General features: G+C 69.7%; 25 protein-coding genes. 14 read left to right on the top strand and 11 right to left on the bottom strand.

Annotated features, from left to right (window positions below; all coding sequences use genetic code 11):
* Positions 1-36: 36 nt before the first annotated feature.
* Entirely contained in the window at positions 37-993 is a 957-nt protein-coding gene (gene meaB / locus ACFT32_RS34980) for a methylmalonyl Co-A mutase-associated GTPase MeaB (RefSeq protein ID WP_382497435.1), read from the top strand.
* Positions 994-1,618: 625 nt separating this feature from the next.
* Here the strand turns inward: meaB and ACFT32_RS34975 are convergent.
* Positions 1,619-2,254, bottom strand: a complete 636-nt coding sequence (locus tag ACFT32_RS34975; RefSeq protein WP_382497282.1) for a PepSY domain-containing protein — start codon at positions 2,252-2,254, stop codon at positions 1,619-1,621.
* A gap of 116 nt (positions 2,255-2,370) precedes the next feature.
* Here ACFT32_RS34975 and ACFT32_RS34970 point away from each other — a divergent pair, with 116 nt between their 5' ends.
* Positions 2,371-3,039: a response regulator transcription factor gene (locus ACFT32_RS34970; protein WP_382497280.1), complete on the top strand. Its 669-nt coding sequence runs from the start codon at positions 2,371-2,373 to the stop codon at positions 3,037-3,039.
* Positions 3,036-4,442, top strand: coding sequence for a sensor histidine kinase (locus ACFT32_RS34965; protein WP_382497278.1), 1,407 nt, complete (start codon positions 3,036-3,038; stop codon positions 4,440-4,442). The genes ACFT32_RS34970 and ACFT32_RS34965 overlap by 4 nt, the downstream gene beginning before the upstream one ends.
* A gap of 28 nt (positions 4,443-4,470) precedes the next feature.
* On the opposite strand, the gene ACFT32_RS34960 is transcribed toward ACFT32_RS34965, so the two are convergent.
* The 4 genes from ACFT32_RS34960 to ACFT32_RS34945 form a co-directional block, all read right to left on the bottom strand.
* Entirely contained in the window at positions 4,471-4,947 is a 477-nt protein-coding gene (locus ACFT32_RS34960) for a MarR family transcriptional regulator (RefSeq protein WP_361302278.1), read from the bottom strand.
* Between the two features lie 116 nt (positions 4,948-5,063).
* Positions 5,064-5,864: an AIM24 family protein gene (locus tag ACFT32_RS34955; protein ID WP_382497277.1), complete on the bottom strand. Its 801-nt coding sequence runs from the start codon at positions 5,862-5,864 to the stop codon at positions 5,064-5,066.
* Positions 5,861-6,511, bottom strand: a complete 651-nt coding sequence (locus tag ACFT32_RS34950) for an AIM24 family protein (protein ID WP_382497276.1) — start codon at positions 6,509-6,511, stop codon at positions 5,861-5,863. Before ACFT32_RS34950 ends, ACFT32_RS34955 begins: the two co-directional genes overlap by 4 nt.
* Before the next feature lies 1 nt (position 6,512).
* The gene (locus ACFT32_RS34945; RefSeq protein ID WP_382497433.1) at positions 6,513-7,145 is read right to left on the bottom strand and encodes an AIM24 family protein; all 633 of its coding nucleotides are present in this window, start codon (positions 7,143-7,145) and stop codon (positions 6,513-6,515) included.
* Positions 7,146-7,314: 169 nt separating this feature from the next.
* Here ACFT32_RS34945 and ACFT32_RS34940 point away from each other — a divergent pair, with 169 nt between their 5' ends.
* The 4 genes from ACFT32_RS34940 (at position 7,315) to ACFT32_RS34925 (ending at position 11,948) form a co-directional block, all read left to right on the top strand.
* Complete coding sequence (locus ACFT32_RS34940) at positions 7,315-7,659, top strand: DUF3817 domain-containing protein (RefSeq protein WP_382497274.1); 345 nt, start codon at positions 7,315-7,317, stop codon at positions 7,657-7,659.
* Positions 7,656-7,949: an MTH1187 family thiamine-binding protein gene (locus ACFT32_RS34935; protein ID WP_382497272.1), complete on the top strand. Its 294-nt coding sequence runs from the start codon at positions 7,656-7,658 to the stop codon at positions 7,947-7,949. The genes ACFT32_RS34940 and ACFT32_RS34935 overlap by 4 nt, the downstream gene beginning before the upstream one ends.
* A gap of 195 nt (positions 7,950-8,144) precedes the next feature.
* Positions 8,145-9,989 (top strand): glycosyltransferase family 2 protein, encoded by a 1,845-nt coding sequence (locus ACFT32_RS34930; protein WP_382497270.1) that lies wholly within the window; start codon positions 8,145-8,147, stop codon positions 9,987-9,989.
* A gap of 3 nt (positions 9,990-9,992) precedes the next feature.
* Complete coding sequence (locus tag ACFT32_RS34925; RefSeq protein WP_382497269.1) at positions 9,993-11,948, top strand: galactose oxidase-like domain-containing protein; 1,956 nt, start codon at positions 9,993-9,995, stop codon at positions 11,946-11,948.
* Between the two features lie 77 nt (positions 11,949-12,025).
* Here the strand turns inward: ACFT32_RS34925 and ACFT32_RS34920 are convergent, their stop codons facing one another.
* Positions 12,026-13,027: a glycoside hydrolase family 6 protein gene (locus ACFT32_RS34920; RefSeq protein WP_382497267.1), complete on the bottom strand. Its 1,002-nt coding sequence runs from the start codon at positions 13,025-13,027 to the stop codon at positions 12,026-12,028.
* Positions 13,028-13,211: 184 nt separating this feature from the next.
* On the opposite strand from ACFT32_RS34920, the gene ACFT32_RS34915 reads away from it, so the two are divergent.
* The 3 genes from ACFT32_RS34915 (at position 13,212) to ACFT32_RS34905 (ending at position 15,879) form a co-directional block, all read left to right on the top strand.
* Positions 13,212-13,721, top strand: coding sequence for a MarR family winged helix-turn-helix transcriptional regulator (locus tag ACFT32_RS34915; protein ID WP_382497265.1), 510 nt, complete (start codon positions 13,212-13,214; stop codon positions 13,719-13,721).
* A gap of 43 nt (positions 13,722-13,764) precedes the next feature.
* A complete protein-coding gene (locus ACFT32_RS34910) occupies positions 13,765-14,103 on the top strand; it encodes a DUF3817 domain-containing protein (RefSeq protein WP_382497263.1) in 339 nt (112 codons plus the stop codon).
* 75 nt (positions 14,104-14,178) lie between these two features.
* Positions 14,179-15,879 carry a methylmalonyl-CoA mutase gene (locus ACFT32_RS34905; protein WP_382497261.1) on the top strand — a complete coding sequence of 567 codons (1,701 nt, stop codon included), beginning with the start codon at positions 14,179-14,181 and terminating at the stop codon, positions 15,877-15,879.
* Between the two features lie 106 nt (positions 15,880-15,985).
* Here the strand turns inward: ACFT32_RS34905 and ACFT32_RS34900 are convergent, their stop codons facing one another.
* Positions 15,986-16,594 carry a TetR/AcrR family transcriptional regulator gene (locus ACFT32_RS34900; RefSeq protein ID WP_382497259.1) on the bottom strand — a complete coding sequence of 203 codons (609 nt, stop codon included), beginning with the start codon at positions 16,592-16,594 and terminating at the stop codon, positions 15,986-15,988.
* 233 nt (positions 16,595-16,827) lie between these two features.
* On the opposite strand from ACFT32_RS34900, the gene ACFT32_RS34895 reads away from it, so the two are divergent.
* The 4 genes from ACFT32_RS34895 (at position 16,828) to ACFT32_RS34880 (ending at position 21,173) form a co-directional block, all read left to right on the top strand.
* Entirely contained in the window at positions 16,828-17,802 is a 975-nt protein-coding gene (locus ACFT32_RS34895; protein ID WP_382497257.1) for a tetratricopeptide repeat protein, read from the top strand.
* A 622-nt stretch (positions 17,803-18,424) separates the two neighbouring features.
* Positions 18,425-19,069 (top strand): DUF6230 family protein, encoded by a 645-nt coding sequence (locus tag ACFT32_RS34890; RefSeq protein WP_382497255.1) that lies wholly within the window; start codon positions 18,425-18,427, stop codon positions 19,067-19,069.
* Between the two features lie 186 nt (positions 19,070-19,255).
* The gene (locus ACFT32_RS34885) at positions 19,256-19,840 is read left to right on the top strand and encodes a DUF6114 domain-containing protein (RefSeq protein WP_382497253.1); all 585 of its coding nucleotides are present in this window, start codon (positions 19,256-19,258) and stop codon (positions 19,838-19,840) included.
* Positions 19,830-21,173 carry a hypothetical protein gene (locus tag ACFT32_RS34880; protein ID WP_382497251.1) on the top strand — a complete coding sequence of 448 codons (1,344 nt, stop codon included), beginning with the start codon at positions 19,830-19,832 and terminating at the stop codon, positions 21,171-21,173. The genes ACFT32_RS34885 and ACFT32_RS34880 overlap by 11 nt, the downstream gene beginning before the upstream one ends.
* Positions 21,174-21,252: 79 nt before the next feature.
* On the opposite strand, the gene ACFT32_RS34875 is transcribed toward ACFT32_RS34880, so the two are convergent.
* The 4 genes from ACFT32_RS34875 to pta all read right to left on the bottom strand — a co-directional run bounded on the left by ACFT32_RS34875 (position 21,253) and on the right by pta (position 26,505).
* The gene (locus tag ACFT32_RS34875; protein WP_382497249.1) at positions 21,253-21,459 is read right to left on the bottom strand and encodes a hypothetical protein; all 207 of its coding nucleotides are present in this window, start codon (positions 21,457-21,459) and stop codon (positions 21,253-21,255) included.
* 230 nt (positions 21,460-21,689) lie between these two features.
* Entirely contained in the window at positions 21,690-23,117 is a 1,428-nt protein-coding gene (pyk, locus tag ACFT32_RS34870) for a pyruvate kinase (protein ID WP_382497247.1), read from the bottom strand.
* Between the two features lie 74 nt (positions 23,118-23,191).
* Positions 23,192-24,406 (bottom strand): acetate kinase, encoded by a 1,215-nt coding sequence (locus ACFT32_RS34865; RefSeq protein ID WP_382497245.1) that lies wholly within the window; start codon positions 24,404-24,406, stop codon positions 23,192-23,194.
* Positions 24,403-26,505 carry a phosphate acetyltransferase gene (pta, locus tag ACFT32_RS34860; RefSeq protein ID WP_382497243.1) on the bottom strand — a complete coding sequence of 701 codons (2,103 nt, stop codon included), beginning with the start codon at positions 26,503-26,505 and terminating at the stop codon, positions 24,403-24,405. Before pta ends, ACFT32_RS34865 begins: the two co-directional genes overlap by 4 nt.
* Positions 26,506-26,558: the final 53 nt, after the last annotated feature.

Below are 26,558 nucleotides of genomic sequence, written 5' to 3'. Positions count from 1 at the left end.
CTTTGCCTTCGCCTTCAGGACATGAACGGAGCTGTGATGCAGGACGTCTCCACGCTGGTCGCCCAGGCCAGGGAGGGCCGGCCGCGGGCCGTGGCCCGGTTGATCTCCCTGGTGGAGGGGGCGTCTCCGCAGCTGCGGGAGGTCATGGCGGCGTTGGCGCCGCTGACGGGTGGGGCGTATGTGGTCGGGCTGACCGGGTCGCCCGGGGTCGGCAAGTCCACGTCCACGTCGGCGCTGGTGACGGCGTATCGCAAGCAGGGGAAGCGGGTCGGCGTGCTCGCCGTCGACCCGTCGTCCCCCTTCTCGGGCGGGGCGCTGCTCGGGGACCGGGTGCGGATGTCCGAGCACGCGTCGGATCCCGGGGTGTACATCCGTTCGATGGCGACGCGGGGGCATCTGGGCGGGCTCGCGTGGGCCGCGCCGCAGGCGATCCGGGTGCTGGACGCGGCGGGCTGTGACGTCGTCCTCGTCGAGACGGTGGGGGTCGGGCAGTCCGAGGTGGAGATCGCCTCGCAGGCGGACACGTCCGTGGTGCTGCTGGCGCCCGGGATGGGGGACGGGATCCAGGCGGCCAAGGCCGGGATCCTGGAGATCGGTGACGTGTACGTCGTGAACAAGGCGGACCGGGACGGGGCCGATGCGACGGCCCGCGAGCTGAACCACATGCTGGGGCTCGGGGAGTCGCGGGGGCCGGGTGACTGGCGTCCGCCGATCGTGAAGACGGTCGCCGCGCGGGGGGAGGGCACGGACGAGGTCGTCGAGGCGCTGGAGAAGCACCGTGCCTGGATGGAGGAGCGGGGGGTTCTCGCGGAGCGGCGGGCGGCCCGGGCGGCGCGGGAGGTCGAGACGATCGCGGTGACGGCGTTGCGGGAGCGGATCGGGGATCTGCACGGTGACCGGCGGCTGGGGGCGTTGGCCGAGCGGATCGTGGCCGGGGAACTGGATCCTTATCGGGCGGCTGATGAGCTGGTGGCGGGGTTGACGGAGGGCTGAGCGGCGGGCGGGTGCCTGCGGCGCCTGTGCGGGTGTGGTGGGGGTGCGCGTAGCGCCTATCGCCGGGTGGTGGGTCGGGGCCGCGCCGGGGGGTGTCCGTCCTCGGAACGTCGCGACGGGGTTGGACGCCGACTGACTGTTCGTTGACGCGACAACCGCTGCGGGCGGACACCCCCCGACACGTCCCCTTGCGTGAGCCGGCGGGTGCGGGCGCGTTCGGCTCAGCGCCGTGCGGCCCACCTGCGCTCGCACGCCCCGCTCAGCGGCTGCGGGCGCTGGCTACGGGCGCCAGCCCCGCTTAGCTCCGGGCCGCCAGCCCCGCTTAGCTCCGGGCCGCCAGCCCCGCCTAGCTGTGGGCCGCCTGCCCCGCCTAGCTGTGCCCCGTCAGCCCCGCTTGGCTGTGGGCCGCCGGTCCCGCTTGGCTGCGCGGGCCGCCGGTCACGCCTAGCTGCGGGCAATCGTGCCGCTAAGGGCGGCACGGGTGGGCGCAGCGGCACCCCGTTCCGCCGGGCTGCGGACCCACCCGGCCTCAGCAACGACGCCGGGTGCCTCGTCGCGCCGAGACGTGGGACGCCCCGGCGCCTGTGGAGACGCCGGGGCGGTTGGAATGCGGCGGCAGGAGCGGTCAGTCCTGGTCGTCCGTGTCGTCCTGGTCGTCCGAGCGGTCCGCCGTGACCTTGCCCGTGGTGAGGTCTATCTTCCAGTCCTGCTCGGCGCCGCCGGACGTGCGGGTCTCGGCCTCCCAGGACTTGTTCTTGCCGTCCTCGTCCAGGTCGACGGACGTCACCGTGCCCTTGCCCGCGGCAGCCTTCGCCGCCTCCTCGGCGGTCACGGAGGAACCCTTCAGGGCCGCCCGCACCTGCGCCGTGTCGTCCTCGTCGTCGGTCTGCGCACCGAGGACCTTGCCGTTGGACGGGTCGACGCGGACGCTGTGCCAGGTGTTGTCACCGGACAGGACGTCGACCTTCCAGATCACCTTGTCGCTGTCGTCCTCGTCGTCCAGCTCGGCGGACACGACCGTGCCGGACGTGTGCTTCAGCGCGGAGGCGATCGCCTCGGGCGCCGTCACGTCGCCGGAAGCCGCCTGCGCGTCGTCGTCGCGGTCGTCCTGGTCGTCACGGACGTCGTCGTCCGACAGTCGCGTGTTCGCCGCCTGCCGCGCCGAGCCCCCGCCGTCTCCCGTGGTCGCGAGGGCCGTGGCCGTACCGCCTCCGATCAGAGCGGCAGCGGTCACAGCGGCGATCACGATGTTGCGCTTCATGGGGGTTCCTCCCGAGTCGGTTCGTTTTCGACGTGTTCCAAGGTGGCTGATCGAGGCTGAGAGGAACCTGAAGCCCCCTGAAGGGATCTTCAGCTTGGTTTTGCCACTCTTTACCCATGCGCCTGTTGATCGTGGAGGACGAGAAGCGGCTGGCCCTGTCGCTCGCCAGGGGCCTGACGGCCGAGGGGTACGCCGTGGACGTCGTCCACGACGGACGGGAGGGGTTGTACCAGGCCTCGGAGGGGACGTACGACCTGGTGATCCTCGACATCATGCTGCCCGGCCTCAACGGCTACCGGGTCTGCGCCGCCCTGCGCGCCGCCGGGCACGAGGTGCCGATCCTGATGCTGACCGCCAAGGACGGTGAGTACGACGAGGCAGAGGGGCTCGACACCGGGGCGGACGACTATCTGACCAAGCCCTTCTCGTATGTCGTGCTCGTCGCCCGGATCAAGGCGCTGCTGCGGCGGCGTGGGGTGGGTGCCGGGGCCTCGCCCGTGCATGTGCACGGGGATCTGAAGGTGGACACGGCTGCTCGGCGGGTGTTTCTGGGGGAGGACGAAGTCTCCCTGACCACCAAGGAGTTCTCCGTGCTGGAGCAGCTTGTGCTCCGGGCCGGGGAGGTCGTGTCCAAGTCCGAGATCCTCGAACATGTGTGGGACTTCGCGTACGAGGGTGATCCCAACATCGTCGAGGTGTACATCAGCACCCTGCGGCGGAAGCTGCGGCCGGGGCTGATCCGGACCGTGCGCGGGGCCGGGTACCGGCTGGAGAAGTCGCCATGAGGCGGCTGTTCGGGTCCGTCCGGGCGCGGGCCACGCTGGGCGCCACGCTCGTGGTCGCGGTGGCGCTCGTCGCGGCCGGGGCCGCCGTGCTGCTGTCGCTGCGGTCCAATCTGATCGGCGAGGCCGGGACGCAGGCCGAGCAGTCCGCCCGGGCCGTCGCCTCCGAGCTCGCCGCCGGGACGCCGTACGACAAGCTGTCCGGGCTGGACGGTGACGACGGGCCGGTGCAGGTCCTCGACGAGCACAAGCGGCTGGTCGCGGCCAGCGAGGATCTCCAGAAGATCAGCGGCACCGACTCCGGCCAGGTGAAGCCGCAGCCGCCGGCCTCGCCCCGTACGGACGACGACGACTCCGACGACCACGAAGAGGCCCTCGAGCCCGGGGAGATCGCCGGGGAGAGCGTCTTCAGCAATGGGGCCGCGACGATCGACGGTGACGCGGAGGACTACCGGTTCGCTGCCGTGGAGGTGGAGACCCAGGACCGGGGGACCCTCAAGGTCTACGCCGGTTCACCGCTGGCCGCCGAGCACGGGGCCGTGCGGACCGCTCTGACGGTGATGCTGATCGGGTTCCCGCTGCTGCTCGGCGTCGTCGCGGGAGTGACCTGGCTGGTCACCCGGCGGGCCCTGCGGCCGGTCGAGGGCATCCGGAGCGAGATGGCCGCGATCACCCACTCCGAGGATCTCGCGCGGCGCGTCCCGGAGCCGGACACGCACGACGAGATCGCCCGGCTGGCCAGCACCACGAATGAGACGCTCGCGGCGCTGGAGACCTCCGTGGAGCGGCAGCGGCGCTTCGTCGCCGACGCGTCCCACGAGCTGCGCAGTCCCATCGCCTCGCTGCGCACACAGTTGGAAGTGGCCGCCGCGCATCCCGAGCTGCTGGACCTCGACGGGGCCGTGGAGGACACCGTGCGGCTCCAGCACCTGGCCGCCGATCTGCTGCTGCTCGCCCGGCTGGACGCGGGGGAGCGGCCCAACGACGCGGGGGTCGACCTCGCCGGGCTGGCCCGGGAGGAGGCCGAGGGACGCACGGGTGTGACGGTGGACGCGGAGCCGGTGGAAGTGGCCGGATCGCGGGGGCAGCTGGGGCGGGTGCTGGCCAATCTGCTCGACAACGCCCAGCGGCATGCCCGGTCGGCCGTCACCGTGAGCGTGCGGCGGGAGGGGGACCGGGCCGTGGTCGGCGTGGCGGACGACGGGGACGGGGTGCCCGAGGCCGACCGGGAGCGGATCTTCGAACGGTTCGTACGACTGGACGCCGCCCGCAGCCGGGACGACGGCGGTGCCGGACTGGGACTCGCCATCGCCCGGGACGTCGCCGTACGGCACGGCGGCACGCTCACGGCCGGACAGGGACCCGCAGGCGGAGCCCTGTTCGAACTCCGCCTGCCGCTCGCCTAACCGGACCGGCGCGGGTGTGCCGTCTGGGTCAGGGGCGCCCGCGCTGTCCGCGCAGGTGCTCCGCGATGGGCTTGAGGCCCTTGTCGAGCTCCGTCAGGGCCTCGGGGGACAGCAGGTCGATGAAGTGCCTGCGCACGGACGCCACATGGTGGGGCGCCACCTTCTGCATCGTCGCCATGCCGTGGTCGGTGAGGACCGCGTAGAGCCCACGGCGGTCGGATTCGCAGTTCTCCCGCCGGACCAGGTTCGCGTTCTCCATGCGCGTGATCTGGTGTGAGAGGCGGCTCTTGGACTGGAGGGTGGCGGAGGCGAGGTCGCTCATCCGCATCCGCTGGTCCTCCGACTCGGAGAGGTTCACCAGGATCTCGTAGTCGTTCATTGTCAGTCCGAACGGCTGCAGGTCCTTCTCGAGCTGGTACGTCAACAGCCTGTTGACCTCCAGGTGGGTGCGCCAAGCGCACTGCTCCGCATCGGTCAGCCAGCGCGTGGCCGTCTCGGTCTCCATGAATGAAGTCTACCTAAAAGGTTGAAAGGCGAACTAGTGAGGGTTTTCATGTGACGGAGCACACCTGCCGAACATTGGTGCGCAGGCGTTCGATGTCACACTCCGCAGACTACCGCTCACAGCCCGAAGCGACGCTGGAGGTCCCCCAGCTGTCCGGGAAGACGCGGTGCGCCGGATTGACCGGGCCGGGGGCCGGATGCCCCGCCGCCGGGCACACCGGCCTGGTGCGGAACGGCCCCCGTGGCCTGCTCGGCCATCAGGGTCTCGGACGACTGGAGCAGCACTGTGCCGGCGCCGACGAACTCGAACTGGTGCTCCTCGCCGGAGACCCCTCCGAGGCCGGTCAGCGCACGTAGACCGCCCATGACGCCGGTCATGTACCCGTGGTCGTAGTGGTGGCAGGGCGAGGGGCAGTCGGCCCATCCGACCAGGGCCTGGGGGTCGACCCGGATCGGGGGTTCCATGAACACCACCGGGCCGTTCGACGCGGCCACGAACTTTCCGGTTCCGATGAGGGTCAGAAAACCCGGCACGATTGATTGCTTCAGCGAGAGAGTTGGCTGAAAAGCGAGGAGGTTGCCCGAGCGAATGGTCAGATTGCCGTCCTCGAGGTCGAACGAATTCACATCGAAGGCCCGGTCGGCGAGGAGCATCTTGCCCGAGCCCTCCGCCACGACCCAGTCGCTCGCGTGCAGAGGCGAATGGAACGACGTACGGACCAGACGGTCCAGTCGGCCGTGTCCGACGCCGTTGAAGTCGATCGAGCCGTAGTAGGCGATCATCTTCCCCTTCTGCAGGAACCACTGGCTCCCCTTCAGTTCCACGCAGAAGGTGTACGGGTTGACGTTGTCGTCGGGCGGCAGCGATGCCGGGTCGAAGACCGCGGGGCCGGCGCCCGGAGTTCCGTAGGTGCTCACAGCTTCTCCTCCGACGCCTGGACGTACACCGCACCGCTGCCGCTGAGCTCCAGCTGGAACGCCTCGCCCGAGCCGCGGCCCACCATGTCCCGCCAGCCCAGCGCGGTGGACAGCTTGTTGCGGACGTCGCCGTGATGGGCGACGTAGGCCTGCGGGTCCACATGCACCGGCCGCTGGGGTGTGATGGGGATCTCGATCACCCCGCCGTGGGCCATGACCGCGACGGCCCCCTGCCCCTTCAGCGTGGTCGTGAACAGCCCCTGGCCGCTGACCTGACCGCGGACCATGCCCATGACGCCGCCCTGCGAGCCGAGGAACATCGTGCCCTGCTGGAGCGAGCCCTCGAAGGCCAGCAGGCGGTCCGCCTCGACGTACAGCGTGTCGCCGGCGAGCCGGATCACCTGGATGTGATGCCCGCCGTGCCCGAAGAGGACGGTGCCGCTGCCCTCCACGGTCATCAGGGGCGTGTCCTCGTCGGCGACCCGGCGGCCGATCATCGACATGACCCCGCCCTGGCCGCCCGCCGTGTTGGGCGTGAAGGACACCTCGCCCTTGTACGCGAGCATCGCGCCGCGCTGACTGAACAGCCGCTGACCGGGCGACACCGTCGCCTCGACCATCTTCGCGTTGATCTCCCGGAAGGCCATGTCACACGTCTCCCGCGATCGTGTTCCGCTCGCTCGGCTGTACGTACACCAGCCCGTCCCCCTCGAAGCGCATCTGGAAGGCCTCGCCGCCGCCCTCCCCGAGCAACGTGCGGAACGTCACACCGGACTGGAAGGACTGCCGGAGATTGCCCTGGTGCGCCACATACGCCCCCGGGTCGACGGTCAGCGGGTACTGGGGGCTCACCCGCAGCACCACCGCCGGCCCGTCCGACATGATCGCCGCCTGGCCGTGGCCCTCGACGGACGTCGTGAACAGCCCGTTTCCCTGCGAGGCGCCGCGCAGGCCCGTGAACTCCGTCCCCGTGCGCAGCCCGCCGTCGGTCGCGAGCAGATTGCTCGACTCGACGTAGAGCTTGTCCCCCTGGAGGCCCACCAGGTTGATCTCGGAGGCGCGGTCCGCGAACCAGCAGGTGCCGCGCCCCTTCACCTCCATCAACGTCATCTGCTCACCGGTCAGCCGCCGGGTCACCATGCCCCGGATGCCCTCGCCGCCGCCGCTGAGCTTCTTGAAGGCCATCTCGCCGTCGTACGCGACCATCGAGCCGTTCTTCGCCTTCACGGCATCTCCGGTCATCTCGACGGCGAGCACCTTGTTGCTCTGAAGTCGGAACATCGCCACGTACGGGAAGGTAGCCGCAGGCCGGGCCCCCGGGACAGGGCCCGTGGGTGGAGAACGTCCCTGAGTGCACCCCTAGGGGCCGGGTTCCGAGGCGGTTTGCCACAATGGGCGGGACGCTTGTGCGCGTGTTCACAAACTATTTCTCTCCCACCGAAGGTGACCCGTGGACCTCAAGACCGCCACCGCCCTCCGCCGCCTCCGCCTGGTCTCGGCGCCCGAGGCGATCTCCTTCCTCCTCCTGCTGATCTGCTCGGTGCTGAAGCGGACCACGGACTTCAACGCCGTGCCGGTGATGGGCATGGTGCACGGTGTTCTGTTCATCCTGTACGTGATCTTCTGGGCCGACGCGTGGAACCGGACGAAGTGGCCGGTGAAGACCGCCGCGCTGTACTTCGTGCTCTCGGTGCTGCCCACCGGCGGCTTCTTCGCCGACCGCAAGCTGCGGCGTGAGGCCGAGGACGCGGTCATCGCGTCCCGGGCGCGCCAGGAAGGGGCTGTGAAGGCGTGATCGTCGCCTTTTCCGTGACGCCGCTGGGGGTCGGTGAGGACGTGGGGGAGTACGTCGCCGACGCCGTGCGGGTGGTCCGCGAGTCGGGGTTGCCCAACCGGACCGACGCGATGTTCACGACCGTCGAGGGGGAGTGGGACGAGGTCATGGACGTCGTCCGGCGTGCGGTGGCCGCGGTCGAGCGGCGGGCGCCCCGGGTGTCCCTCGTCCTCAAGGCGGACATCCGGCCCGGAGTGACGGACGGTCTGACCTCGAAGGTCGCGACAGTGGAGCGGCATCTCGCCGAGTAGGCGTATTCGAGAGCGGCAGCCTCGACGGGAACCCTGGTCCGATACGGGCCGGGGTTCCTTCGCGTTACTGCCGCGGGCATATGCGTAACCCCACCCACCTGGACGCTCTCAGTTCGACACCGCCCCAAAGATCCATTTTTGTATGGGTATCGGGGTATCGGTTCTCCGATCAGGCCTCAATGACTGGAGGGCACTGTGCGGCCGGAGGGCTACGACTACGACTCCTACAGCCGACTCGCCGGACCGCTCACGGAGCCGTCCGGTGAGGAGTACCGGGTGCAGTACGTCTCGCTCCTCGCCCGCGAGCCCCGCCGAATACGAGCCGTCCTCCTGATGTGCCTGGCGCCACTGCTCACCGGCGCCTTGATGGTCTACCTCGTCTGGCCCACCCACTGGGTGGAACGCGAGGGTGCCCAGCGCTGGCTCATCGGACTCGACGTCACCATGCTGATGGCGATCGGCCTGATCGAACTCTTCATGCTCGTCAACGTCGCCTCCGTCGCCCACGCCACGATGGTCGCCTGCGACCCCGTCCCCGTGGTCCCCGAACCGGACACCCGCGTCGCCTTCCTCACCACCTACGTCCCCGGCAAGGAACCCCTCGCCATGGTCCGCGCGACCCTGGAAGGAGCCACCCGCATCCACCACACCGGAACCCTCGACGTCTGGCTCCTCGATGAGGGCGACGACGCCGAGGTCAAGGCCATGTGCACGGAACTGGGCGTACGCCACTTCACCCGGCGCGGCATCCCCGAGTGGAACCGCGACACGGGCGTCCACAAGGCCCGCACCAAGCACGGCAACTACAACGCCTGGATCGCCATGCACGGCGACGGGTACGACTTCTTCGCGTCCGTCGACACCGACCACATCCCGATGCCCAACTACCTGGAACGGATGATGGGCTACTTCAGGGACCCCGACGTGGCCTTCGTCGTCGGCCCCCAGGTGTACGGCAACTACCACAACCCCGTCACCAAGGCCGCCGAGTCCCAGCAGTTCCTCTTCCACGCCCTCATCCAGCGCGCCGGCAACCACTATCGCGCCCCCATGTTCGTCGGCACGAACAACGTCGTACGGATCTCCGTCGTCAAGCAGATCGGCGGGCTGTACGACTCCATCACCGAGGACATGGCCACCGGCTTCGAGATCCACCAGCACCGCAACCCGGACACGAACCGCTTCTGGCAGTCCGTCTACACCCCGGACGTGCTCGCCGTCGGCGAGGGCCCCGCCTCCTGGACCGACTTCTTCACCCAGCAGATGCGCTGGTCGCGCGGCACCTACGAGACCCTCATCACGCAGTACTGGAAGGCGCCCCTCAGCATGCCGCCGGGCCGGCTGCTGTCCTACACGCTCATGCTCGTGTACTACCCGATGACGGCCGTCAACTGGTTCCTCGGGATCTTCAGCTGCTTCCTCTTCCTCTGGTTCGGCGCCTCCGGAACCGAGGTCGCCGTGTCGGTCTGGATGATGCTCTACAGCGACGCCGCCGCCTGCCAGATCGGGCTGTACCTGTGGAACCGCCGCCACAACGTCTCGCCGCACGAACCGGAGGGCTCGGGCGGCCTGGCCGGCATGGGGATGTCGGCCCTGTCCGCGCCGATCTACCTCAAGTCCCTCAGTGAGGCGGTCATGCGCCGCCCCAGCCGGTTCGTCGTCACGCCCAAGGGCAACGACGCCTCCCCCGACCAGCTGGCCACCTTCCGTATCCACCTCTTCTGGGCGGCCCTGCTGGCCACGTCCCTGGCCGCCTCGGTGGCCCTGGACCACACGCATGCCGCGATGCGCACCTGGGCCCTGCTCGGCATGGTCATCTCCCTGGCACCGGCCGCGGTATGGGCCGCCACGGCCTGGAAGGACCACCGGGAGCGGCAGCGGCGGCTCACCCACGCCGACGCGCAGGCACAGGAACAGGTACAGGAACAGGCACCCGCGCACCCGCACCCACGCGTGCCCGAAGGCAACGAGCCCGCCCCCGCCCTCGCCACCGCGTCCCCCGCGGCCCCGGTCTCCGGCACCCCGACAGGAGGCAGCTAGGCCATGGCCTACCAGCTCTCGCAGAAGACCAAGAAGACCGTCCTGGGGATCGGCGGCATCGCGGTCCTGGCGGGCCTCAACGCCCCGGCCGCGCTGGACTTCGTCTCCACCCGGTACCACGAGTACAAGATCGCCCAGCCCGAGTACATGGCGAAGTACGGCTCCTGGACTCAGCTCGACATCCCGGAGGAGTTCCGCACCAACGCCATCCACGCGGCCCTGCTGCACACGGGCAAGGTGCTGATCGTCGCCGGGTCGGGCAACGAGCAGCGCAAGTTCGACGCGGGCGAGTTCGACACCATCCTGTGGGACCCGGAGAAGAACACGTACAAGAAGATCCCCACCCCGGAGGACTTCTTCTGCGCCGGCCACGCCCAGCTGCCCGACGGCCGCCTGCTGGTGGCCGGTGGTACCGCCCGCTACGAACGCCTGGGCGCCGAGGTGACCCGGGCGGGCGGCGGCATGCGCGTGAAGAACGAGAGCCCCGACAAGGCGCTGTTCCTGAAGAAGGGCACCCGCTTCCGCTCACCGGCCGGCTTCGAGTACGTCACCAAGTTCGATGTCACCGTCCCGAAGGCCAAGCGCACCCAGAAGATCACGTACAACAGCCGCGGTGTGATGCAGCCCTGGAAGACCAAGGTCACCGCCAGCGAGGCCCGCGTCTGGGTGGAGGCCGTGGACAAGGGCCCCCTGTCGGCCATTCAGAAGCAGGCGCAGTACGCCATCGTCGGCCTGACGGGCAAGGCGGGTGACAACGCGTACGGCCTGTCGGAGAAGATCACTCTCGACAAGCAGGACTTCCAGGGCATCCGCGGCGCCTACGAGTTCGACCCGAAGGCGGAGAAGTACATCCCCGTCGAGCCGATGGACAAGGCCCGCTGGTACCCGACGCTCGTCGGCCTCGACGACGGCCGGGTCCTGGCGGTGTCCGGCCTGGACGACGTCGGCATGATCGACCCGGGCGACAACGAGATCTACGACCCGGAGACCAAGAAGTGGTCGCCGGGACCCAAGCGGTACTTCCCGACGTACCCCGCCCTGTTCCTCACCAAGGGCGGCAAGCTGTTCTACCCGGCCTCCAACGCCGGTTACGGGCCCGCCGACCGGGGCCGTGAGCCGGGCCTGTGGGACCTGGAGAAGAACACGTTCCGCAAGGTGCCGGGGCTGACGGACCTCGACCAGACCGAGACCTCGGCCTCCCTGCTGCTGCCCCCGGCGCAGGACCAGAAGGTGATGATCCTGGGCGGAGGCGGCGTCGGCGAGTCGAGCAAGGCGACCCCGCGCACGGCCGTCGTGGACCTGAACAAGGACGACCCGGCCTTCCGGGACGGCCCCGACCTGCCGCAGGGCACGCGCTACCTGAACAGCGTGATCATGCCGGACGACACGGTGTTCACGTCCAACGGCTCCAGGGACTACCGCGGCCGCAGCGCCAGCAACATCCTCAAGGCGCAGTTCTACGACCCGAGGAGCAACGCCTTCCGGGAGGCCGCCGCTCCGAGAGTGGGGCGCAACTACCACTCCGAGGCGCTGTTGCTGCCCGACGGCAGGATCGCCACCTTCGGTTCCGACCCGCTCTTCGACAACCAGCAGAACACCAAGCTGGGCCACTTCGAGCAGCGCATGGAGGTCTTCACCCCGCCCGCGCTGCACAAGAACCCCCGGAACCGCCCCGTACTGAAGGGCGGCCCGGGGAAGCTGGACAAGAACCACAGCATCACGTTCCGTACGGACCACCCGGAGCGCGTGGCCGAGGCGCGGCTGATGCGGCCCAGCGCGGTCACGCACACGACCGACGTCGAGCAGCGCTCCATCGAGCTGGACATCACCAGGAAGGGCGGCGCGGTGACCTTCGAGGTGCCGCGCGACCCGGCCCTGGTCCCGCCCGGCTGGTACATGCTGTTCGTGACGGACGGAGCGGGCACGCCCTCCCGGGCCAAGTGGATCCACGTGGAGTGAGCGAGGGGGAGGGGGCGAGGCGGGAAGGGCGAGGCCGGAAGGGCGAGGCCGGAGGGGCGAGGCGGGAGGGGGCCGGCTCAGTCCTCCGCGTTGCGCGCCAGCTCCAGGGCGTACTCCGGCCACCAGCGTCCGGCGTCCGGGCCGCCCTCGCAGTCTCCGTCCGACTCGCCGGGCCGCTTGATCCACAGGTAGGCGTCGAGGGTCCGTTCGCCGGTCTGGGTCGTGGGCGGGGTGCCGAGCGCCCGGCCCGGCGGGTTGCACCAGACGCCGGGCAGGGGGCCGTTGCCGTTGCGGCTGGTGTCGACGACGAAGTGCTTGCCGTCGAGGGCCTCGGCGAGCTGGACGCCGTACTCCGTGGTCTCGTCGTCGGTCTGGAAGTTGGAGACGTTGAGCGCGAAGCCGTCGGCCTGTTCGATCCCGGCCCGCCGCAGCGGCTCCACCAGCTTGTCCGGCTCCCGGATCCAGTCCGCGTTGCCCGCGTCCAGGTACACCTTGGTGTTCGGCTGCTGTTGCAGCCGGGTGATCGCCTCGCTGAGCAGCTGTTCGCGCTCGGCGTGGTACTCGCCGGGCGTGCAGCCGTCCACGATGTGCGCGACCGCGTCGGGCTCCAGGACGACCAGGGCCTCCGCCTCGCCGAGGGCGTCGGCGAACTGCCCGATCCACTCCCGGTAGGCGTCCGCGTCCTCCGACCCGCCCGCCGAGTGCTGACCGCAGTCCCGGTGCGGGATGTTGTACGCGACGAAGACCGCCGTCTTCCCCTCCTCGCTCGCGGCCGAGGCCGCCGCCCGCACCGTCGGTGCCGGATCGGTCTCGCCGGGCGGCCACAGCGCGAGTGGCCGGTCGGCGATCCGCCGGATCAGCTCGGCGTCGTCCTCCCGGTCCTGCTGCTGCCAGAGCTCTGCCTGCTGGGCCGCGGGGCTCTCGGGGTCGACCCAGAAGGGGGAGCCGGCCGCGTAGCCGGCCTTCGTGGTGTCGTCGCCGGTGTCGGACGCCGTGTCGGTGCGGCCGTGAGCGGACGAGCAGCCCGCAGCGAGACCGAGCACCGCGAGGACCGCGAGGGCGTGGTTCAGCCGTCTCATGCCGCTCCCTGTGAGGAAGGTGACGTTCGGTGATGAATCGGATGCCAATAGTTACATACTCGTATGAATCGATATCTAAAGGACATGGCCTTGCCCTGCCCCCGGATGGCGCAGCCGGAAGGCGGGCGGACCGAAGGGCGAGACAGGGCTGACCACCATGTGACCGGCCGGTAAGGTCGGGTTCGTGCCGAAGCCGCTCAGTCTCTCCTTCGATCCGATCGCGCGCGCCGACGAACGCTGGAAGCAGCGCTGGGGAAACGTGCCGTCCATGGGCGCGATCACCTCGATCATGCGCGCCCAGCAGATCCTCCTCGCCGAGGTCGACGCGGTGGTCAAGCCGTACGGGCTGACGTTCGCGCGCTACGAGGCGCTGGTGCTGCTCACCTTCTCCAAGTCCGGCGAGCTGCCGATGTCCAAGATCGGCGAGCGGCTCATGGTGCACCCCACGTCCGTGACGAACACCGTGGACCGGCTGGTGAAGTCGGGTCTCGTCGACAAGCGGCCCAACCCCAACGACGGGCGCGGCACCCTGGCGAGCATCACCGAGAAGGGCCGCGAGGTGGTCGAGGCGGCCACCCGCGACCTGATGGCGATGGACTTCGGGCTCGGGGCGTACGACGCCGAGGAGTGCGGGGAGATCTTCGCGATGCTGCGGCCGCTGCGGATCTCGGCGGGGGACTTCGAGGAGCAGTGACCCGGGGCAAGATCCCCCGGAACGGGTCGTTACGCTCGACGGCATGAAAAAGAGCGTGCTGACGCGCTACCGCGTGATGGCCTATGTCACCGGCGTGCTGCTGGTCCTGCTGACCCTGGGCATGATCGGCAAGTATGTGCTCGACCTGAACGGCGCGGCGGACTTCACGCGCGTCGTCAGCATCGCGCACGGCTGGCTGTACGTCCTGTACCTGGTCTTCGCCTTCGACCTGGGCTCCAAGGCGAAGTGGCCGGTCGGCAAGCAGGTGTGGGTGCTGCTCGCCGGGACCGTCCCCACGGCCGCGTTCTTCGTGGAGCGCAAGATCAGCCACGAGCTCGAGTCCCGGATCGCGGAGGACGCGCCGGCGCCGGTCAAGGCGTAACAACACCGCCGTACGGACGAACGTACGGCGGTCTGCCATCGACATTTACTTGGACGTCCTAGTAAATTCGAAGGTATGGACGCTGACGCCATAGAGGAAGGCCGCCGTCGCTGGCAGGCCCGGTACGACGCCGCGCGCAAGCGCGAGGCCGACTTCACGACGCTCTCCGGGGATCCCGTGGAGCCGGTGTACGGGCCACGGCCCGGAGACAGGTACGAGGGGTTCGAGCGGATCGGGTGGCCCGGGGAGTACCCCTTCACCCGGGGCCTGTACGCGACCGGGTACCGAGGGCGTACCTGGACCATCCGGCAGTTCGCCGGGTTCGGCAACGCCGAGCAGACCAACGAGCGCTACAAGATGATCCTCCGCAACGGCGGAGGCGGGCTCTCGGTCGCCTTCGACATGCCGACGCTCATGGGCCGCGACTCCGACGACCCGCGCTCACTGGGCGAGGTCGGGCACTGCGGTGTCGCCATCGACTCGGCCGCCGACATGGAGGTCCTGTTCAAGGACATCCCGCTGGGCGACGTGACGACGTCCATGACCATCAGCGGGCCGGCCGTCCCGGTCTTCTGCATGTACCTGGTCGCCGCGGAACGGCAGGGCGTCGACCCGGCCGTCCTGAACGGCACGCTCCAGACGGACATCTTCAAGGAGTACATCGCCCAGAAGGAGTGGCTCTTCCAGCCCGAACCCCATCTGCGGCTCATCGGCGACCTGATGGAGCACTGCGCGGCCGGCATCCCCGCGTACAAGCCGCTGTCCGTCTCCGGGTACCACATCCGCGAGGCCGGGGCGACGGCCGCGCAGGAGCTGGCGTACACGCTCGCGGACGGCTTCGGGTACGTGGAGCTGGGGCTGTCGCGCGGGCTGGACGTCGACGTCTTCGCCCCCGGGCTCTCCTTCTTCTTCGACGCGCACGTCGACTTCTTCGAGGAGATCGCCAAGTTCCGTGCGGCGCGCCGGATCTGGGCGCGGTGGATGCGGGACGTGTACGGGGCGCGGAGCGAGAAGGCGCAGTGGCTGCGTTTCCACACCCAGACGGCCGGGGTCTCCCTCACCGCGCAGCAGCCGTACAACAACGTCGTACGGACGGCCGTGGAGGCGCTGGCGGCCGTGCTCGGCGGGACCAACTCGCTGCACACCAACGCCCTCGACGAGACGCTCGCGCTGCCCAGCGAGCAGGCGGCGGAGATCGCACTGCGGACGCAGCAGGTGTTGATGGAGGAGACCGGGGTCGCCAACGTGGCCGATCCGCTGGGCGGTTCCTGGTACATAGAGCAGCTCACCGACCGGATCGAGGCGGACGCGGAGAAGATCTTCGAGCAGATAAGGGAGCGGGGGCTGCGGGCGCATCCCGACGGGCGGCACCCGATCGGGCCGATCACCTCCGGGATCCTGCGCGGGATCGAGGACGGGTGGTTCACCGGGGAGATCGCGGAGTCGGCGTTCCAGTACCAGCGGGCGCTGGAGAAGGGCGACAAGCGGGTCGTCGGGGTCAACGCGCACCACGGGTCCGTGACCGGGGATCTGGAGATTCTGCGGGTCAGTCATGAGGTGGAGCGGGAGCAGGTGCGGGTGCTCGGCGGGCGGAAGGCGGGGCGTGATGACGCGGCGGTCCGGACGGCCCTGGACGGGATGCTGGCGGCTGCGCGGAGTGGCGCGAACATGATCGAGCCGATGCTGGTGGCTGTGCGGGCCGAGGCGACGCTGGGGGAGATCTGTGGGGTGCTGCGGGACGAGTGGGGGGTGTACACGGAGCCTGCGGGGTTCTGAGTGCTCGGTGTTGGTGCTGAGGGCGGGGGTGCGCAGCCCGGCGGAGCGGGGTGCCGCCTGCGCCCACCCGTGCCGCCCCTAGTGGCACGCATGCCCGCAGCTGGGGCTAGGCCAGGCCCTGCAGCAGCACCCGGGTGAAGCTGCGGACCCATTCCTCGTCCGCCGGCTCCGCGCTGACCAGGGTGCGGTGGACCACCGCTCCCGCGACGATGTCGAAGATCAGGTCTGCCGTGCGGGCCGCCGACTCCGGGTCCGGCTCGGGGGGCAGCTCGCCTCTCGCCTGGGCCCGGGAGCGGCCCTCCAGGACCAGGCGCTTCTGGCGCTCGACCACCGACGCGCGGATGCGTTCACGCAGGGCGTCGTCGCGGGTGGCCTCCGAGACCACGGCCATCAGGCCGCTCTTCGCCTCCGGGCGGGCCAGGATCGTGGCGAACTGGAGGACGACGCCCTCGATGTCAGCGGCCAGCGAGCCGCTGTCCGGCAGCTCCAGCTCGTCGAAGAGCTCCGCCACCGCATCGACGACCAGCTCGTTCTTGCCCGCCCAGCGGCGATAGAGGGTTGTCTTCGCAACCCCGGCGCGGGTCGCGACGTCTCCCAGGGTGAGCTTGGACCAGCCCAGTTCGACCAGTGCCTCCCGCGTCGCGGCCAGGATCGCGGCGTCGGCCGCGGCGCTGCGCGGGCGCCCCGTGCGGCTGGCTGGGCTGCGACTCTGCATGCCATGACCATAACGGGCGGTTCCTGTGTGGCCGTGAGGGAGATCACCGGGGGGTGGTGGTCCGCCGGTCCGGCGTGGCATTACGCTACGTCTCGTAGCGAAAGCCCGTGATGGACGTACTCGGGCTTCGGCGGCACGGCGTGGGGTGGGGACCCGGCGCCGAACGGGACCCGACCAGCCCGGCTTTCACACCGTTTTTCACACACGCGCGCAGTACGGGGGAGGATAGACGCATGCAGCCACGGAACATGTCCATGAGCGGAGTCGTCGACCTCGCCGCGGTGAAGGCGGCCCAGGAGGCCAAGGCGAAGGCGGAGCAGGCACGTGCCCAAGCCGCCCGGGAGGGTGGTGCGGGGGCGATCTCCCCGGCCGACCTCGTCATCGACGTCGATGAGGCGGGCTTCGAGACCGAAGTCCTGCAGCGGTCCGCCGAAGTGCCCGTCGTCATCGACTTCTGGGCCGAGTGGTGTCAGCCCTGCAAGCAGCTGAGCCCGGTCCTGGAGCGGCTGGCCGTCGAGTACAACGGCCGGTTCCTGCTCGCCAAGATCGACGTCGATGCCAACCAGATGCTGATGCAGCAGTTCGGCATCCAGGGGATCCCCGCGGTGTTCGCGGTCGTCGCGGGGCAGGCGCTGCCGCTCTTCCAGGGGGCCGCGGGCGAGGAGCAGATCCGGGGAACCCTGGACCAGCTGGTGCAGGTCGCCGAGCAGCGCTTCGGCCTGACCGGCCTCACCGTCGACCCCGACGCCGAGGCGGGCGGCGCCCCGGCGGCTCCCGAGCGCCCGGCCGGTCCGTACGACGCGCTCCTCGAGGCCGCCGTGCAGGCGCTGGACTCGGGTGATCTGAGCGGTGCCATCCAGGCGTACAAGAACGTACTGAACGAGGACCCGGCCAACGAGGAGGCCAAGCTCGGTCTCGCCCAGGCCGAGTTGCTCCAGCGCGTGCAGGGCGTCGACCCACAGCAGGTGCGCAAGGACGCGGCCGACAAGCCGGCCGATGTGCAGGCGCAGATCGCCGCCGCCGACCTGGATCTGGTGGGCGGCCATGTCGAGGACGCTTTCGGCCGTCTGATCGAGACCGTGCAGCGCACGGTGGGTGACGACCGGGACACCCTGCGGATGCGGCTGCTGGAGCTCTTCGAGGTGGTCGGACCCGAGGATCCGCGGGTGATCGCGGCGCGCAGGGCCCTGGCACGCGCCCTGTTCTGACCAGTCGTTAAACACGCGGGCTTGTGGTGCCCACGTGAAAGATTTGCCCACAGAGCGTCACTGCGGCCGCGCTTTACCAAAACTTGGTAATCGCGGCCGCTGTTACTGCGAGTAAGTCGTGGGCGTTGATCTGTCGGTTTCTGTCCATCGATCAACAGCTTTGTACCGCCGGTGGGGGCCACCCTGTGTCGTCGGCCGAGACCGATGGGTCGTTGTTCGGTTATACGGCCGTTACTAGCCAGTAACGAACCCCCTTGTGCGGGCGGCGAGAATGCACCACGATCGGCCACGCTCGGTCCATTCCCGTACCCCGGCAGCCGGTTGGGTCGCGGGACGTCCTGGGTCCCCACCGAGCAGAGCCGGCGGCAGTGGCGCCGGCTCTTGGACAGGGGGGTCTTCGCCCACCCGGCGAAGCCTGTCCAGCAGGGTTGTGCGTGATGCGTGTCAGGCGCGACCAGTGGTTGTCGCTCGGGGGTGATCGCCGGTGATTCGGGCGCGAGTTGCGCCGCCGAGTGCAGGCGCTCTCCTTCCCGAGGACGTAGCACTTCTCCCATCCCTGCCCGGCTGAGCCGCCATTCGGGGCGAGCCCGGACAGGAGATGTACGTCCGAGAAGGAGGAAATATGGAGTCCCAGGTGCGTGGCGGGACCAGATGGAAGCGGTTCGCTGTGGTCATGGTGCCCAGCGTCGCCGCTGCGGCATGTGTGGGTGTCGGTCTCGCACAGGGTGCGCTGGCCGCGTCGTTCAGCGTCTCCGGCCAGCAGTTCAAGGTGTCGGCCAGTCACCTGCACGGTGAGGGTTTCGCGCAGTACGGCGGAATCGACAGCGTCTACACCTCGACCGCCGGTGAGAAGAAGACGCAGGTTCCCGTCGCGATCTCGTCGTTCGACGACGCGACGATCAGCAAGATGTGCCAGTCGGTCGCGACGCCGATCCCCCTCATAGGCAAGACGGTCTACCTCCGTCTTGAGGCGGGGAACGACGCCAAGAAGCCGGTCACGGCCGAGAACCTGTACATCGACGTCGCTCAGCTCGACGCCGATGCGGAGTTCAAGAACATCGACATCGGTGTCGCGGTCAGGGACAAGACCCGTGGCCCCGACGTGAAGAAGGGCGAGAACGTGCTGCCGGGTGGTTTCGCCCAGCAGGCGGAAACGGCCGACCTCACCGGGGTCAAGCAGACGGCGTGGGCAACCACGGCGGGCACGTTCAAGCTCAGCGGCCTGTCGATGAAGCTCGGCATGGACAAGGGCATGGAGTGCTTCTGACGGCCTCCGTCCCACGGGTGTCCGGGGGCGGCTGACCCGTCACCTTCGAGGGGCGGGGAGGCCGTCGCTTCCCCGCCCCTCGGGCCCGGCCCCGCGCCGGGCCACCACACAGACTTAGACTTTCCGGCTTCCACGCCTGCGGCCGAGCCGGTACGTACCTTCATCGGACCGAGGGAGCTGTTTTCCATGAGTGCCGAGACTCCGGTCCAGAGCGCCGGGACTTTCGCCCGGCTGCGTCGGCGATTCCGTGACTGGCGGGGCACCCGGCCGTTCTGGGCAGGCCTGTTCACCATCCTCGGCGGGGTGCCGATCGCCTACTTCCCCTACGCCACCCTCAAGTTGGGCACCATGTCGCTCACCATGGCGACCACCGCGGGTGCCGGCTCCCTCATCATCGGGGTCCTGCTGATCACACTGGGACTGACCATGTGGTTCCAGCAGGCGACGCGGGTCTTCGCCGGTGTCGCCGCGATCATCCTCGCCCTGGTGTCGCTGGTGGTCTCCAACATCGGAGGCTTCCTCATCGGCTTCCTGCTGGCCATGCTCGGCGGTGCTCTCGCCGTCGCCTGGGTGCCGGGCAAGACGGAGGACACGGGCAAGGGGCCTCGGGCGGCCGGTCAGGGACCGACGGGAGAAGGAGCCGCGGAGCCCTCTTCCGAGAGCCCGGACGGTGAGACGGGCGGGACGCACCCTCCGTTCGGGACCGGCGACGGCGGCCCCGCGGACGGCGTCCGGTCCGAGGCCCACAACGGGGGGTACCGTGTCGGCTGACCCCCGCGACGGTTCTCCCGCCGCTCAGGCGAAGGCGAGAACGGGGCCACGTCACGCGGCTCCCAAGAAGCCGCTCTTCACCCGGTTCCAGATGCCGGCCGGCAAGGCGATAGCCATGGCGGCGATGCCCACCGCCGTCCTCATGGGCATGGGATTCACCCCGACGCTCGCCCTCGCCGACGAGCAGCCGTCGACCTCCAACAGCCTGAAGGCCGACGAGTACAAGGACTGCCTCGCGGCGATGGAGGACGACAAGGACGGCGCCTCCCCGTCGCCCTCGGCGAGTGAGAGCGAGGCCGCGGAGGACAAGGACACGGCCGAGCCGACTCCCTCGGCGTCCGCCGGCTCGGACGCGGGTGCGGACAAGGACAGCTCGTCCTCTTCGTCGGATTCAGGTTCCGACGACGAGGGCGACAAGACCGAGCCCACCCCGACCCCTTCGGCGTCCGAGGGCACGTCGGGCGAGGACGACGAGGCGACGCCCAGCCCGTCCCCGTCCGAGAGCGGCGGCAACGTCCTCGAGGACATCGGCGACGCGATCGGCGGCATCCTCACGGGCGGCAAGTCCACCGAGAGCCCGAGCCCCACGCCTTCCGCGTCCGCCTCGCCGTCCGGCGACACCAGCACGGCCGAGGACACCGAGAAGTCCTCGGACACGACCAAGGACGACGCGGCCGACACCGTCAAGAAGACGACCGACACGGTCGAGGACACCGTCAAGGACACGACGGACGCGGCGTCGAAGGCGGCCGGGGACACGACCGACGCCGTCGAGAAGGCGGCCGAGAAGGCCGAGGACGCGGCAGGGAAGGCCACCGCCTCCCCCAGCCCGTCCGAGAGCCCCTCCGTGGACCCCGAGGACTGCCCGGCCGCCACGGACGCCGAGGGCGGGGTGGACAACGAGCTCCTCGTCCCCGACGAGCCCTGGCGCCTGGAGGCCAGCTCGCTGACGCTGAAGGGTGCCGACTACCAGGGCATCGTCCAGGTGAAGACCGCGAGCGGCGCCACCAAGAAGGTCCTGAAGTACGTCATCAGCGACGGGACCGACATCGGCGACCTGCACCAGCTCGTCACGGACAAGGCGTCCGGCAAGACCCACCACGTCCAGGCGGCGAAGGGCTCGAAGTCCACGATCACCGACGGCAAGACGGTGATGTACACGGAGAGCATCTCCGGAAACCTGCTCGGCCTGATCCCGGTCACCTTCGACCCGGAACACCCGCCGCCCCTGAACATCCCGCTGATCTACTTCACCAACGTGAAGGTCGTCCAGGCCGGCCAGTTCGGCGGCACGCTGACCGTGCCGGGGCTGCATCAGTATGTGACCGACTGATCCGGACTTATCCGGGAGCCGCGAAAGGACTGTGCCCCGCCGGGTTCGACCCGGCGGGGCACAGTCGCGTCTTCCGAGGTCAGTCGTCCTCGTCGGCGGCAACGCGCGGCAGGACGTTGGTCTCCATACCGAATGCGCCGAAGAGGTCGACCAGGGCTCTGGTCATGGCGTCGAGGCCGCCTTCACGGACGATCACGAGGTCGGGGATCTGGAGGTACAGGCCGTCGGCGCACTCGCCGGTGGTGGACCAGCGGTCCACCACCTCGGCGATCTTCCGAGGGGTCATGAAGCTCGCGGTCGCGGTCCACCCCTTGCCGTCCTTGGCCCGGATGATCGCGTCGACATCCTCGACAGTGTCGGCGTCGTCATCCCCTTCATCAACTCCGCGACGACCTTCGACTCGTTGAGCGGTAGAGGGATTTCCAGTGGCAAGGCCGCGTACGAGACGCGAGGGCGCCCCCTGGATCGCAGGGGGCGCCCTCGGTGCCGTTCACGGGGCTTTGCGGCCCGTCCGGGTCAGGACTTGGCTTCGCCCAGGTGGTGGACGCGGACCATGTTGGTGGTGCCGGGGACGCCGGGGGGCGAACCGGCGGTGATGACCACGATGTCGCCGTCGTTGAAGCGGTTGAGCTTGACCAGCTCCTGCTCGACCAGGTCGACCATCTCGTCGGTGCTGTTCACGAACGGCACCACGTACGGCTCGACGCCCCAGCTGAGCGCCATCTGGTTGCGGGTGCCCTCGTCGGTGGTGAAGGCGATGATCGGCTGCTGGGCGCGGTAGCGGGACAGCCGGCGGGCGGTGTCGCCGGACTGGGTGAAGGCCACCAGGCCCCGGCCGCCGAGGAAGTCGGCGATCTCGCACGCGGCACGGGCCACCGAACCGCCCTGGGTGCGCGGCTTCTTGCCCGGGACGAGCGGCTGCAGGCCCTTGGACAGCAGCTCCTGCTCGGCCGCCGAGACGATCTTCGACATCGTCTTGACCGTCTCGATCGGGTACGCGCCGACCGAAGACTCCGCCGACAGCATGACGGCATCCGCGCCGTCCAGGATCGCGTTGGCCACGTCGGAGGCCTCGGCGCGGGTCGGACGGGAGTTGGTGATCATCGACTCCATCATCTGGGTCGCCACGATCACCGGCTTGGCGTTGCGACGGCACAGCTCGATCAGGCGCTTCTGCACCATGGGGACCTTCTCGAGCGGGTACTCGACGGCGAGGTCACCGCGGGCGACCATCACACCGTCGAACGCCATCACGACGTCCTCCATGTTCTGCACCGCCTGCGGCTTCTCCACCTTGGCGACGACGGGGACCCGGCGGCCCTCCTCGTCCATCACGCGGTGCACGTCCTGGACGTCCTTGGCGTCGCGGACGAAGGACAGCGCGACCAGGTCGCAGCCCATGCGCAGCGCGAAGCGGAGGTCCTCGATGTCCTTCTCGCTCAGCGCGGGCACGTTGACGGCCGCGCCGGGCAGGTTGATGCCCTTGTGGTCGGAGATGACGCCGCCCTCGATGACGATCGTCTTCACCCGGGGGCCCTCGACCTCGGTGACCTTCAGTTCGACGTTGCCGTCGTTGATCAGGACCTGGTCGCCCTTGGTCACGTCGCCGGGCAGGCCCTTGTAGGTCGTCCCGCAGATCGTCTTGTCGCCCGGGACGTCCTCGGTGGTGATGGTGAACTCGTCACCGCGCACCAGCTCCACGGGACCTTCGGCGAAGGTCTCCAGGCGGATCTTCGGGCCCTGGAGGTCGGCGAGGACACCGATGGCCCGGCCGGTCTCCTTGGCGGCGGCACGGACCCGGTCGTACCGGCCCTGGTGCTCGGCGTGCGAGCCGTGGCTGAAGTTGAAGCGGGCCACGTTCATACCGGCTTCGATCAACGCGACAAGCTGCTCGTGGGAGTCGACCGCGGGGCCGAGAGTACAGACGATTTTCGAACGGCGCATGGGGGCGATCCTATCGGTTTGTTTCGCAACGGAATATTCCGTCTGGCGGAAAATACAAAAGGGCGGGATGCCGCTCAGGTGTGATTCCCCGAACCAATTACCAGCGCGTAGGTCTGTGTCGCGATCTCCAATTCCTCGTCAGTAGGCACCACCGCCACCGCCACCCGGGCTCCGTCGGGCGAGACCAGCCGCGCCTCGTCGCCGCGTACGGCGTTGCGCTCGCCGTCCACCACCAGGCCCAGCTCCTCCAGGCCCGCCAGGGCGGCCTCCCGTACGGGGGCAGCGTTCTCGCCGACACCGGCGGTGAAGGCGACCGCGTCCACCCGTCCGAGCACGGCGTAATAGGCGCCGATGTACTTCTTCAGGCGGTGAATGTAGATGTCGAACGCCAGCTCCGCCTGCTCGTCGCCCTCGTCGACGCGACGGCGGATCTCCCGCATGTCGTTGTCGCCGCACAGACCGATCAGACCGCTCTTCTTGTTGAGAAGAGTGTCGATCTCGTCGGCGGACATTCCACCAACACGCATCAAATGGAAGATGACAGCCGGGTCCATGTCTCCGGAGCGCGTACCCATCACGAGCCCCTCCAAAGGCGTCAGCCCCATGGAGGTGTCCACGCACTTGCCGCCCCGCACGGCCGAGGCGGACGCCCCGTTGCCCAGGTGCAGCACGATCACGTTCGTCTCCGCGGGGTCCTTGCCCAGCAGCTCGGCGGTGGCCCGGGAGACGTAGGCGTGCGAGGTGCCGTGGAAGCCGTAGCGCCGCACGCGGTGCTCGTTGGCCGTCCGCACGTCGATCGCGTAGCGGGCGGCCGACTCCGGCATGGTCGTGTGGAACGCGGTGTCGAAGACGGCGACCTGCGGCAGGTCGGGCCGCAGCGCCTGGGCCGTGCGGATCCCGGTGAGGTTGGCCGGGTTGTGCAGCGGGGCCACCGGGATGAGCCGCTCGATCTCGGCGAGCACGGTGTCGTCGACGACCGTCGGCTCGGTGAAGTGCTGCCCGCCGTGCACGACCCGGTGCCCGATCGCGGCCAGTTCGGGCGAGTCCAGACCGAGGCCGTCCTTGGCGAGCTCCTCGGCCACGGCCTTCAGCGCGGCGTCGTGGTCGGCGATCGCCCCGCCGCGCTCCCGGCTCTCGCCGTCGGCCGGACTGTGCTTGAGCCGGGAGGTCTGCTCGCCGATACGTTCGACCAGCCCCACCGCGAGCCGGCTGCTGTCGCCCATGTCGAGCAGCTGGTACTTCAGCGACGAGGAGCCGGAGTTGAGGACGAGGACACGGGAGGCGCTCACTGGGCGGTTGCCTTCTCACTCGGGGACGGGGCCGGGGACTGGGCCTGGACCGCCGTGATGGCGACGGTGTTGACGATGTCGGAGACCATGGCGCCCCGGGACAGGTCGTTGACCGGCTTGCGCAGACCCTGGAGCACCGGGCCGATGGCGATCGCGCCTGCCGAGCGCTGCACGGCCTTGTAGGTGTTGTTGCCGGTGTTCAGGTCGGGGAAGATCAGCACGCTGGCCTGCCCGGCGACCTCGGAGCCGGGCAGCTTGGTCGCCGCGACCGAGGGCTCCACGGCGGCGTCGTACTGGATCGGGCCCTCGATCTTCAGGTCGGGGCGGCGGGAGCGGACCAGCTCGGTGGCCTCGCGGACCTTGTCCACGTCAGCGCCGGAGCCGGATGTGCCCGTGGAGTACGACAGCATCGCGATGCGCGGCTCCACACCGAACCGCTCCGCCGTCGTCGCCGACTGCATGGCGATGTCCGCGAGCTGCTCGGCGTTCGGGTCGGGGTTGACCGCGCAGTCGCCGTAGACGAGGACCTTGTCGGCCAGGCACATGAAGAACACCGACGAGACGATGTCGGCGTCCGGCTTGGTCTTGATGATCTCGAAGGCCGGGCGGATGGTCGCGGCCGTGGAGTGCACCGAGCCCGAGACCATGCCGTCGGCGAGGCCCTCCTGGACCATCAGCGTGCCGAAGTAGTTCACGTCGGAGACCACGTCGTACGCCAGCTCCACGGTGACGCCCCGGTGGGCGCGCAGGGCCGCGTACTTCTCGGCGAAGGCGTCGCGCAGGTCGGATTCGGCGGGGTCGATCAGCTGGGACTCGCCGAGGTCGATGCCCAGGTCGGCGGCCTTCTTGCGGATCCGGTCGACCGGGCCGAGCAGGGTCAGCTCGCACACGCCCCGGCGCAGCAGCACCTCGGCGGCGTGCAGCACCCGCTCCTCGGTGCCCTCGGGCAGCACCACGCGGCGCAGGTCGGAGCGGGCCTGCTCCAGCAGCTTGTGCTCGAACATCATCGGTGTGACGCGGTCGCTGCTGGGCGCGGAGACCCGGCGGGTCAGCTCGCCGGTGTCGGTGAACCGCTCGAACAGGCCGAGTGCCCGCTCCGCCTTGCGCGGGGTGGCCGCGTTCAGCTTCCCCTCCAGAGAGAAGAGCTGCTCGGCGGTGGGGAAGCTGGTGCCGGCCACCGACAGCACCGGGGTGCCCGGCGCGAGGCGGTCGGCGAGGGTGAGGATGTGCGCGCCGGGCACCTCGTCCAGGGTGAGCAGCACACCGGCTATCGGCGGGGTGCCGGCGCTGTGCGCGGCCAGCGTGCCGACGACCAGGTCGGCCCGGTCGCCCGGGGTGACGACGAGGCAGCCCGGGGTCAGGGCGCCCAGGAAGTTCGGCAGCATGGCACCGCCGAAGACGAAGCCGAGCACGTCCCGGGCGAGCCCCGAGTCGTCGCCGAGCACCACTCTGCCGCCGAGCGCGTGGCTGATCTGCGAGACGGTCGGGGCGGACAGCGCGGGCTCGTCGGGCAGGACGTAACAGGGCGCGGGGAGCCGGGAGTCGAGCCGGCGGGCGATCTCGTCGCGGTCCTCGCGGGCGACCCGGTTGGTGACCATGGCCAGGACGTCGCAGCCCAGCGTGTCGTAGGCCCGATAGGCGTTGCGCGTCTCGGCGAGCACCGACTCGACGGTCTGCTTGCGGCCGCCCACGACCGGGATCACGGACGCGCCGAACTCGTTCGCCAGCCGGGCGTTGAGCGACAGCTCGTCCGGGAGCTGGGTGTCGGCGAAGTCGGTGCCGAGGACCAGGACCACGTCGTACTCGCGGGCCACCAGGTGGAACCGTTCGACGAGCGTGGACACCAGCTCGTCCGTGCCGGCCTCGGCCTGGAGGGCGGACGCCTCTTGGTAGTCCATGCCGTAGACGGTCGCCGGGTCCTGGGCGAGCCGGTAGCGGGCGCGCAGCAGCTCGAAGAGGCGGTCGGGTCCGTCGTGGACGAGGGGGCGGAAGACACCGACCCGGTCGACCTGTCGGGTGAGGAGCTCCATGACCCCCAGTTCGACGACCTGGCGGCCGTCGCCGCGGTCGATGCCGGTCACGTACACGCTGCGGGTCACGCGCGCTCTCCGTTTCGTCTCAGGGGCATGTCTCTATGGGGACGTCGAATCTC

This window comes from Streptomyces sp. NPDC057002, assembly GCF_042673825.1.
GTDB lineage: Bacteria > Actinomycetota > Actinomycetes > Streptomycetales > Streptomycetaceae > Streptomyces.
The sequence above is the reverse complement of the archived record's forward strand: the minus strand, read 5'-3'. Positions and strand labels throughout refer to the sequence as shown.

What these genes read in the sequence shown, in the direction of transcription:
- meaB (WP_382497435.1), top strand. Translation starts at nt 37, where the DNA reads ATGCAGGACGTCTCCACGCTGGTCGCCCAGGCCAGGGAGGGCCGGCCG.
- ACFT32_RS34925 (WP_382497269.1), top strand. Translation starts at nt 9,993, where the DNA reads ATGGCCTACCAGCTCTCGCAGAAGACCAAGAAGACCGTCCTGGGGATC.
- ACFT32_RS34895 (WP_382497257.1), top strand. Translation starts at nt 16,828, where the DNA reads ATGCAGCCACGGAACATGTCCATGAGCGGAGTCGTCGACCTCGCCGCG.
- ACFT32_RS34960 (WP_361302278.1), bottom strand. Translation starts at nt 4,947, where the DNA reads ATGGAGACCGAGACGGCCACGCGCTGGCTGACCGATGCGGAGCAGTGC.
- ACFT32_RS34890 (WP_382497255.1), top strand. Translation starts at nt 18,425, where the DNA reads ATGGAGTCCCAGGTGCGTGGCGGGACCAGATGGAAGCGGTTCGCTGTG.
- ACFT32_RS34970 (WP_382497280.1), top strand. Translation starts at nt 2,371, where the DNA reads ATGCGCCTGTTGATCGTGGAGGACGAGAAGCGGCTGGCCCTGTCGCTC.
- ACFT32_RS34950 (WP_382497276.1), bottom strand. Translation starts at nt 6,511, where the DNA reads ATGGCCTTCCGGGAGATCAACGCGAAGATGGTCGAGGCGACGGTGTCG.
- pyk (WP_382497247.1), bottom strand. Translation starts at nt 23,117, where the DNA reads ATGCGCCGTTCGAAAATCGTCTGTACTCTCGGCCCCGCGGTCGACTCC.
- ACFT32_RS34885 (WP_382497253.1), top strand. Translation starts at nt 19,256, where the DNA reads ATGAGTGCCGAGACTCCGGTCCAGAGCGCCGGGACTTTCGCCCGGCTG.
- ACFT32_RS34975 (WP_382497282.1), bottom strand. Translation starts at nt 2,254, where the DNA reads ATGAAGCGCAACATCGTGATCGCCGCTGTGACCGCTGCCGCTCTGATC.
- ACFT32_RS34910 (WP_382497263.1), top strand. Translation starts at nt 13,765, where the DNA reads ATGAAAAAGAGCGTGCTGACGCGCTACCGCGTGATGGCCTATGTCACC.
- ACFT32_RS34905 (WP_382497261.1), top strand. Translation starts at nt 14,179, where the DNA reads ATGGACGCTGACGCCATAGAGGAAGGCCGCCGTCGCTGGCAGGCCCGG.
- ACFT32_RS34945 (WP_382497433.1), bottom strand. Translation starts at nt 7,145, where the DNA reads ATGTTCCGACTTCAGAGCAACAAGGTGCTCGCCGTCGAGATGACCGGA.
- ACFT32_RS34965 (WP_382497278.1), top strand. Translation starts at nt 3,036, where the DNA reads ATGAGGCGGCTGTTCGGGTCCGTCCGGGCGCGGGCCACGCTGGGCGCC.
- ACFT32_RS34875 (WP_382497249.1), bottom strand. Translation starts at nt 21,459, where the DNA reads ATGACCCCTCGGAAGATCGCCGAGGTGGTGGACCGCTGGTCCACCACC.
- ACFT32_RS34900 (WP_382497259.1), bottom strand. Translation starts at nt 16,594, where the DNA reads ATGCAGAGTCGCAGCCCAGCCAGCCGCACGGGGCGCCCGCGCAGCGCC.
- ACFT32_RS34920 (WP_382497267.1), bottom strand. Translation starts at nt 13,027, where the DNA reads ATGAGACGGCTGAACCACGCCCTCGCGGTCCTCGCGGTGCTCGGTCTC.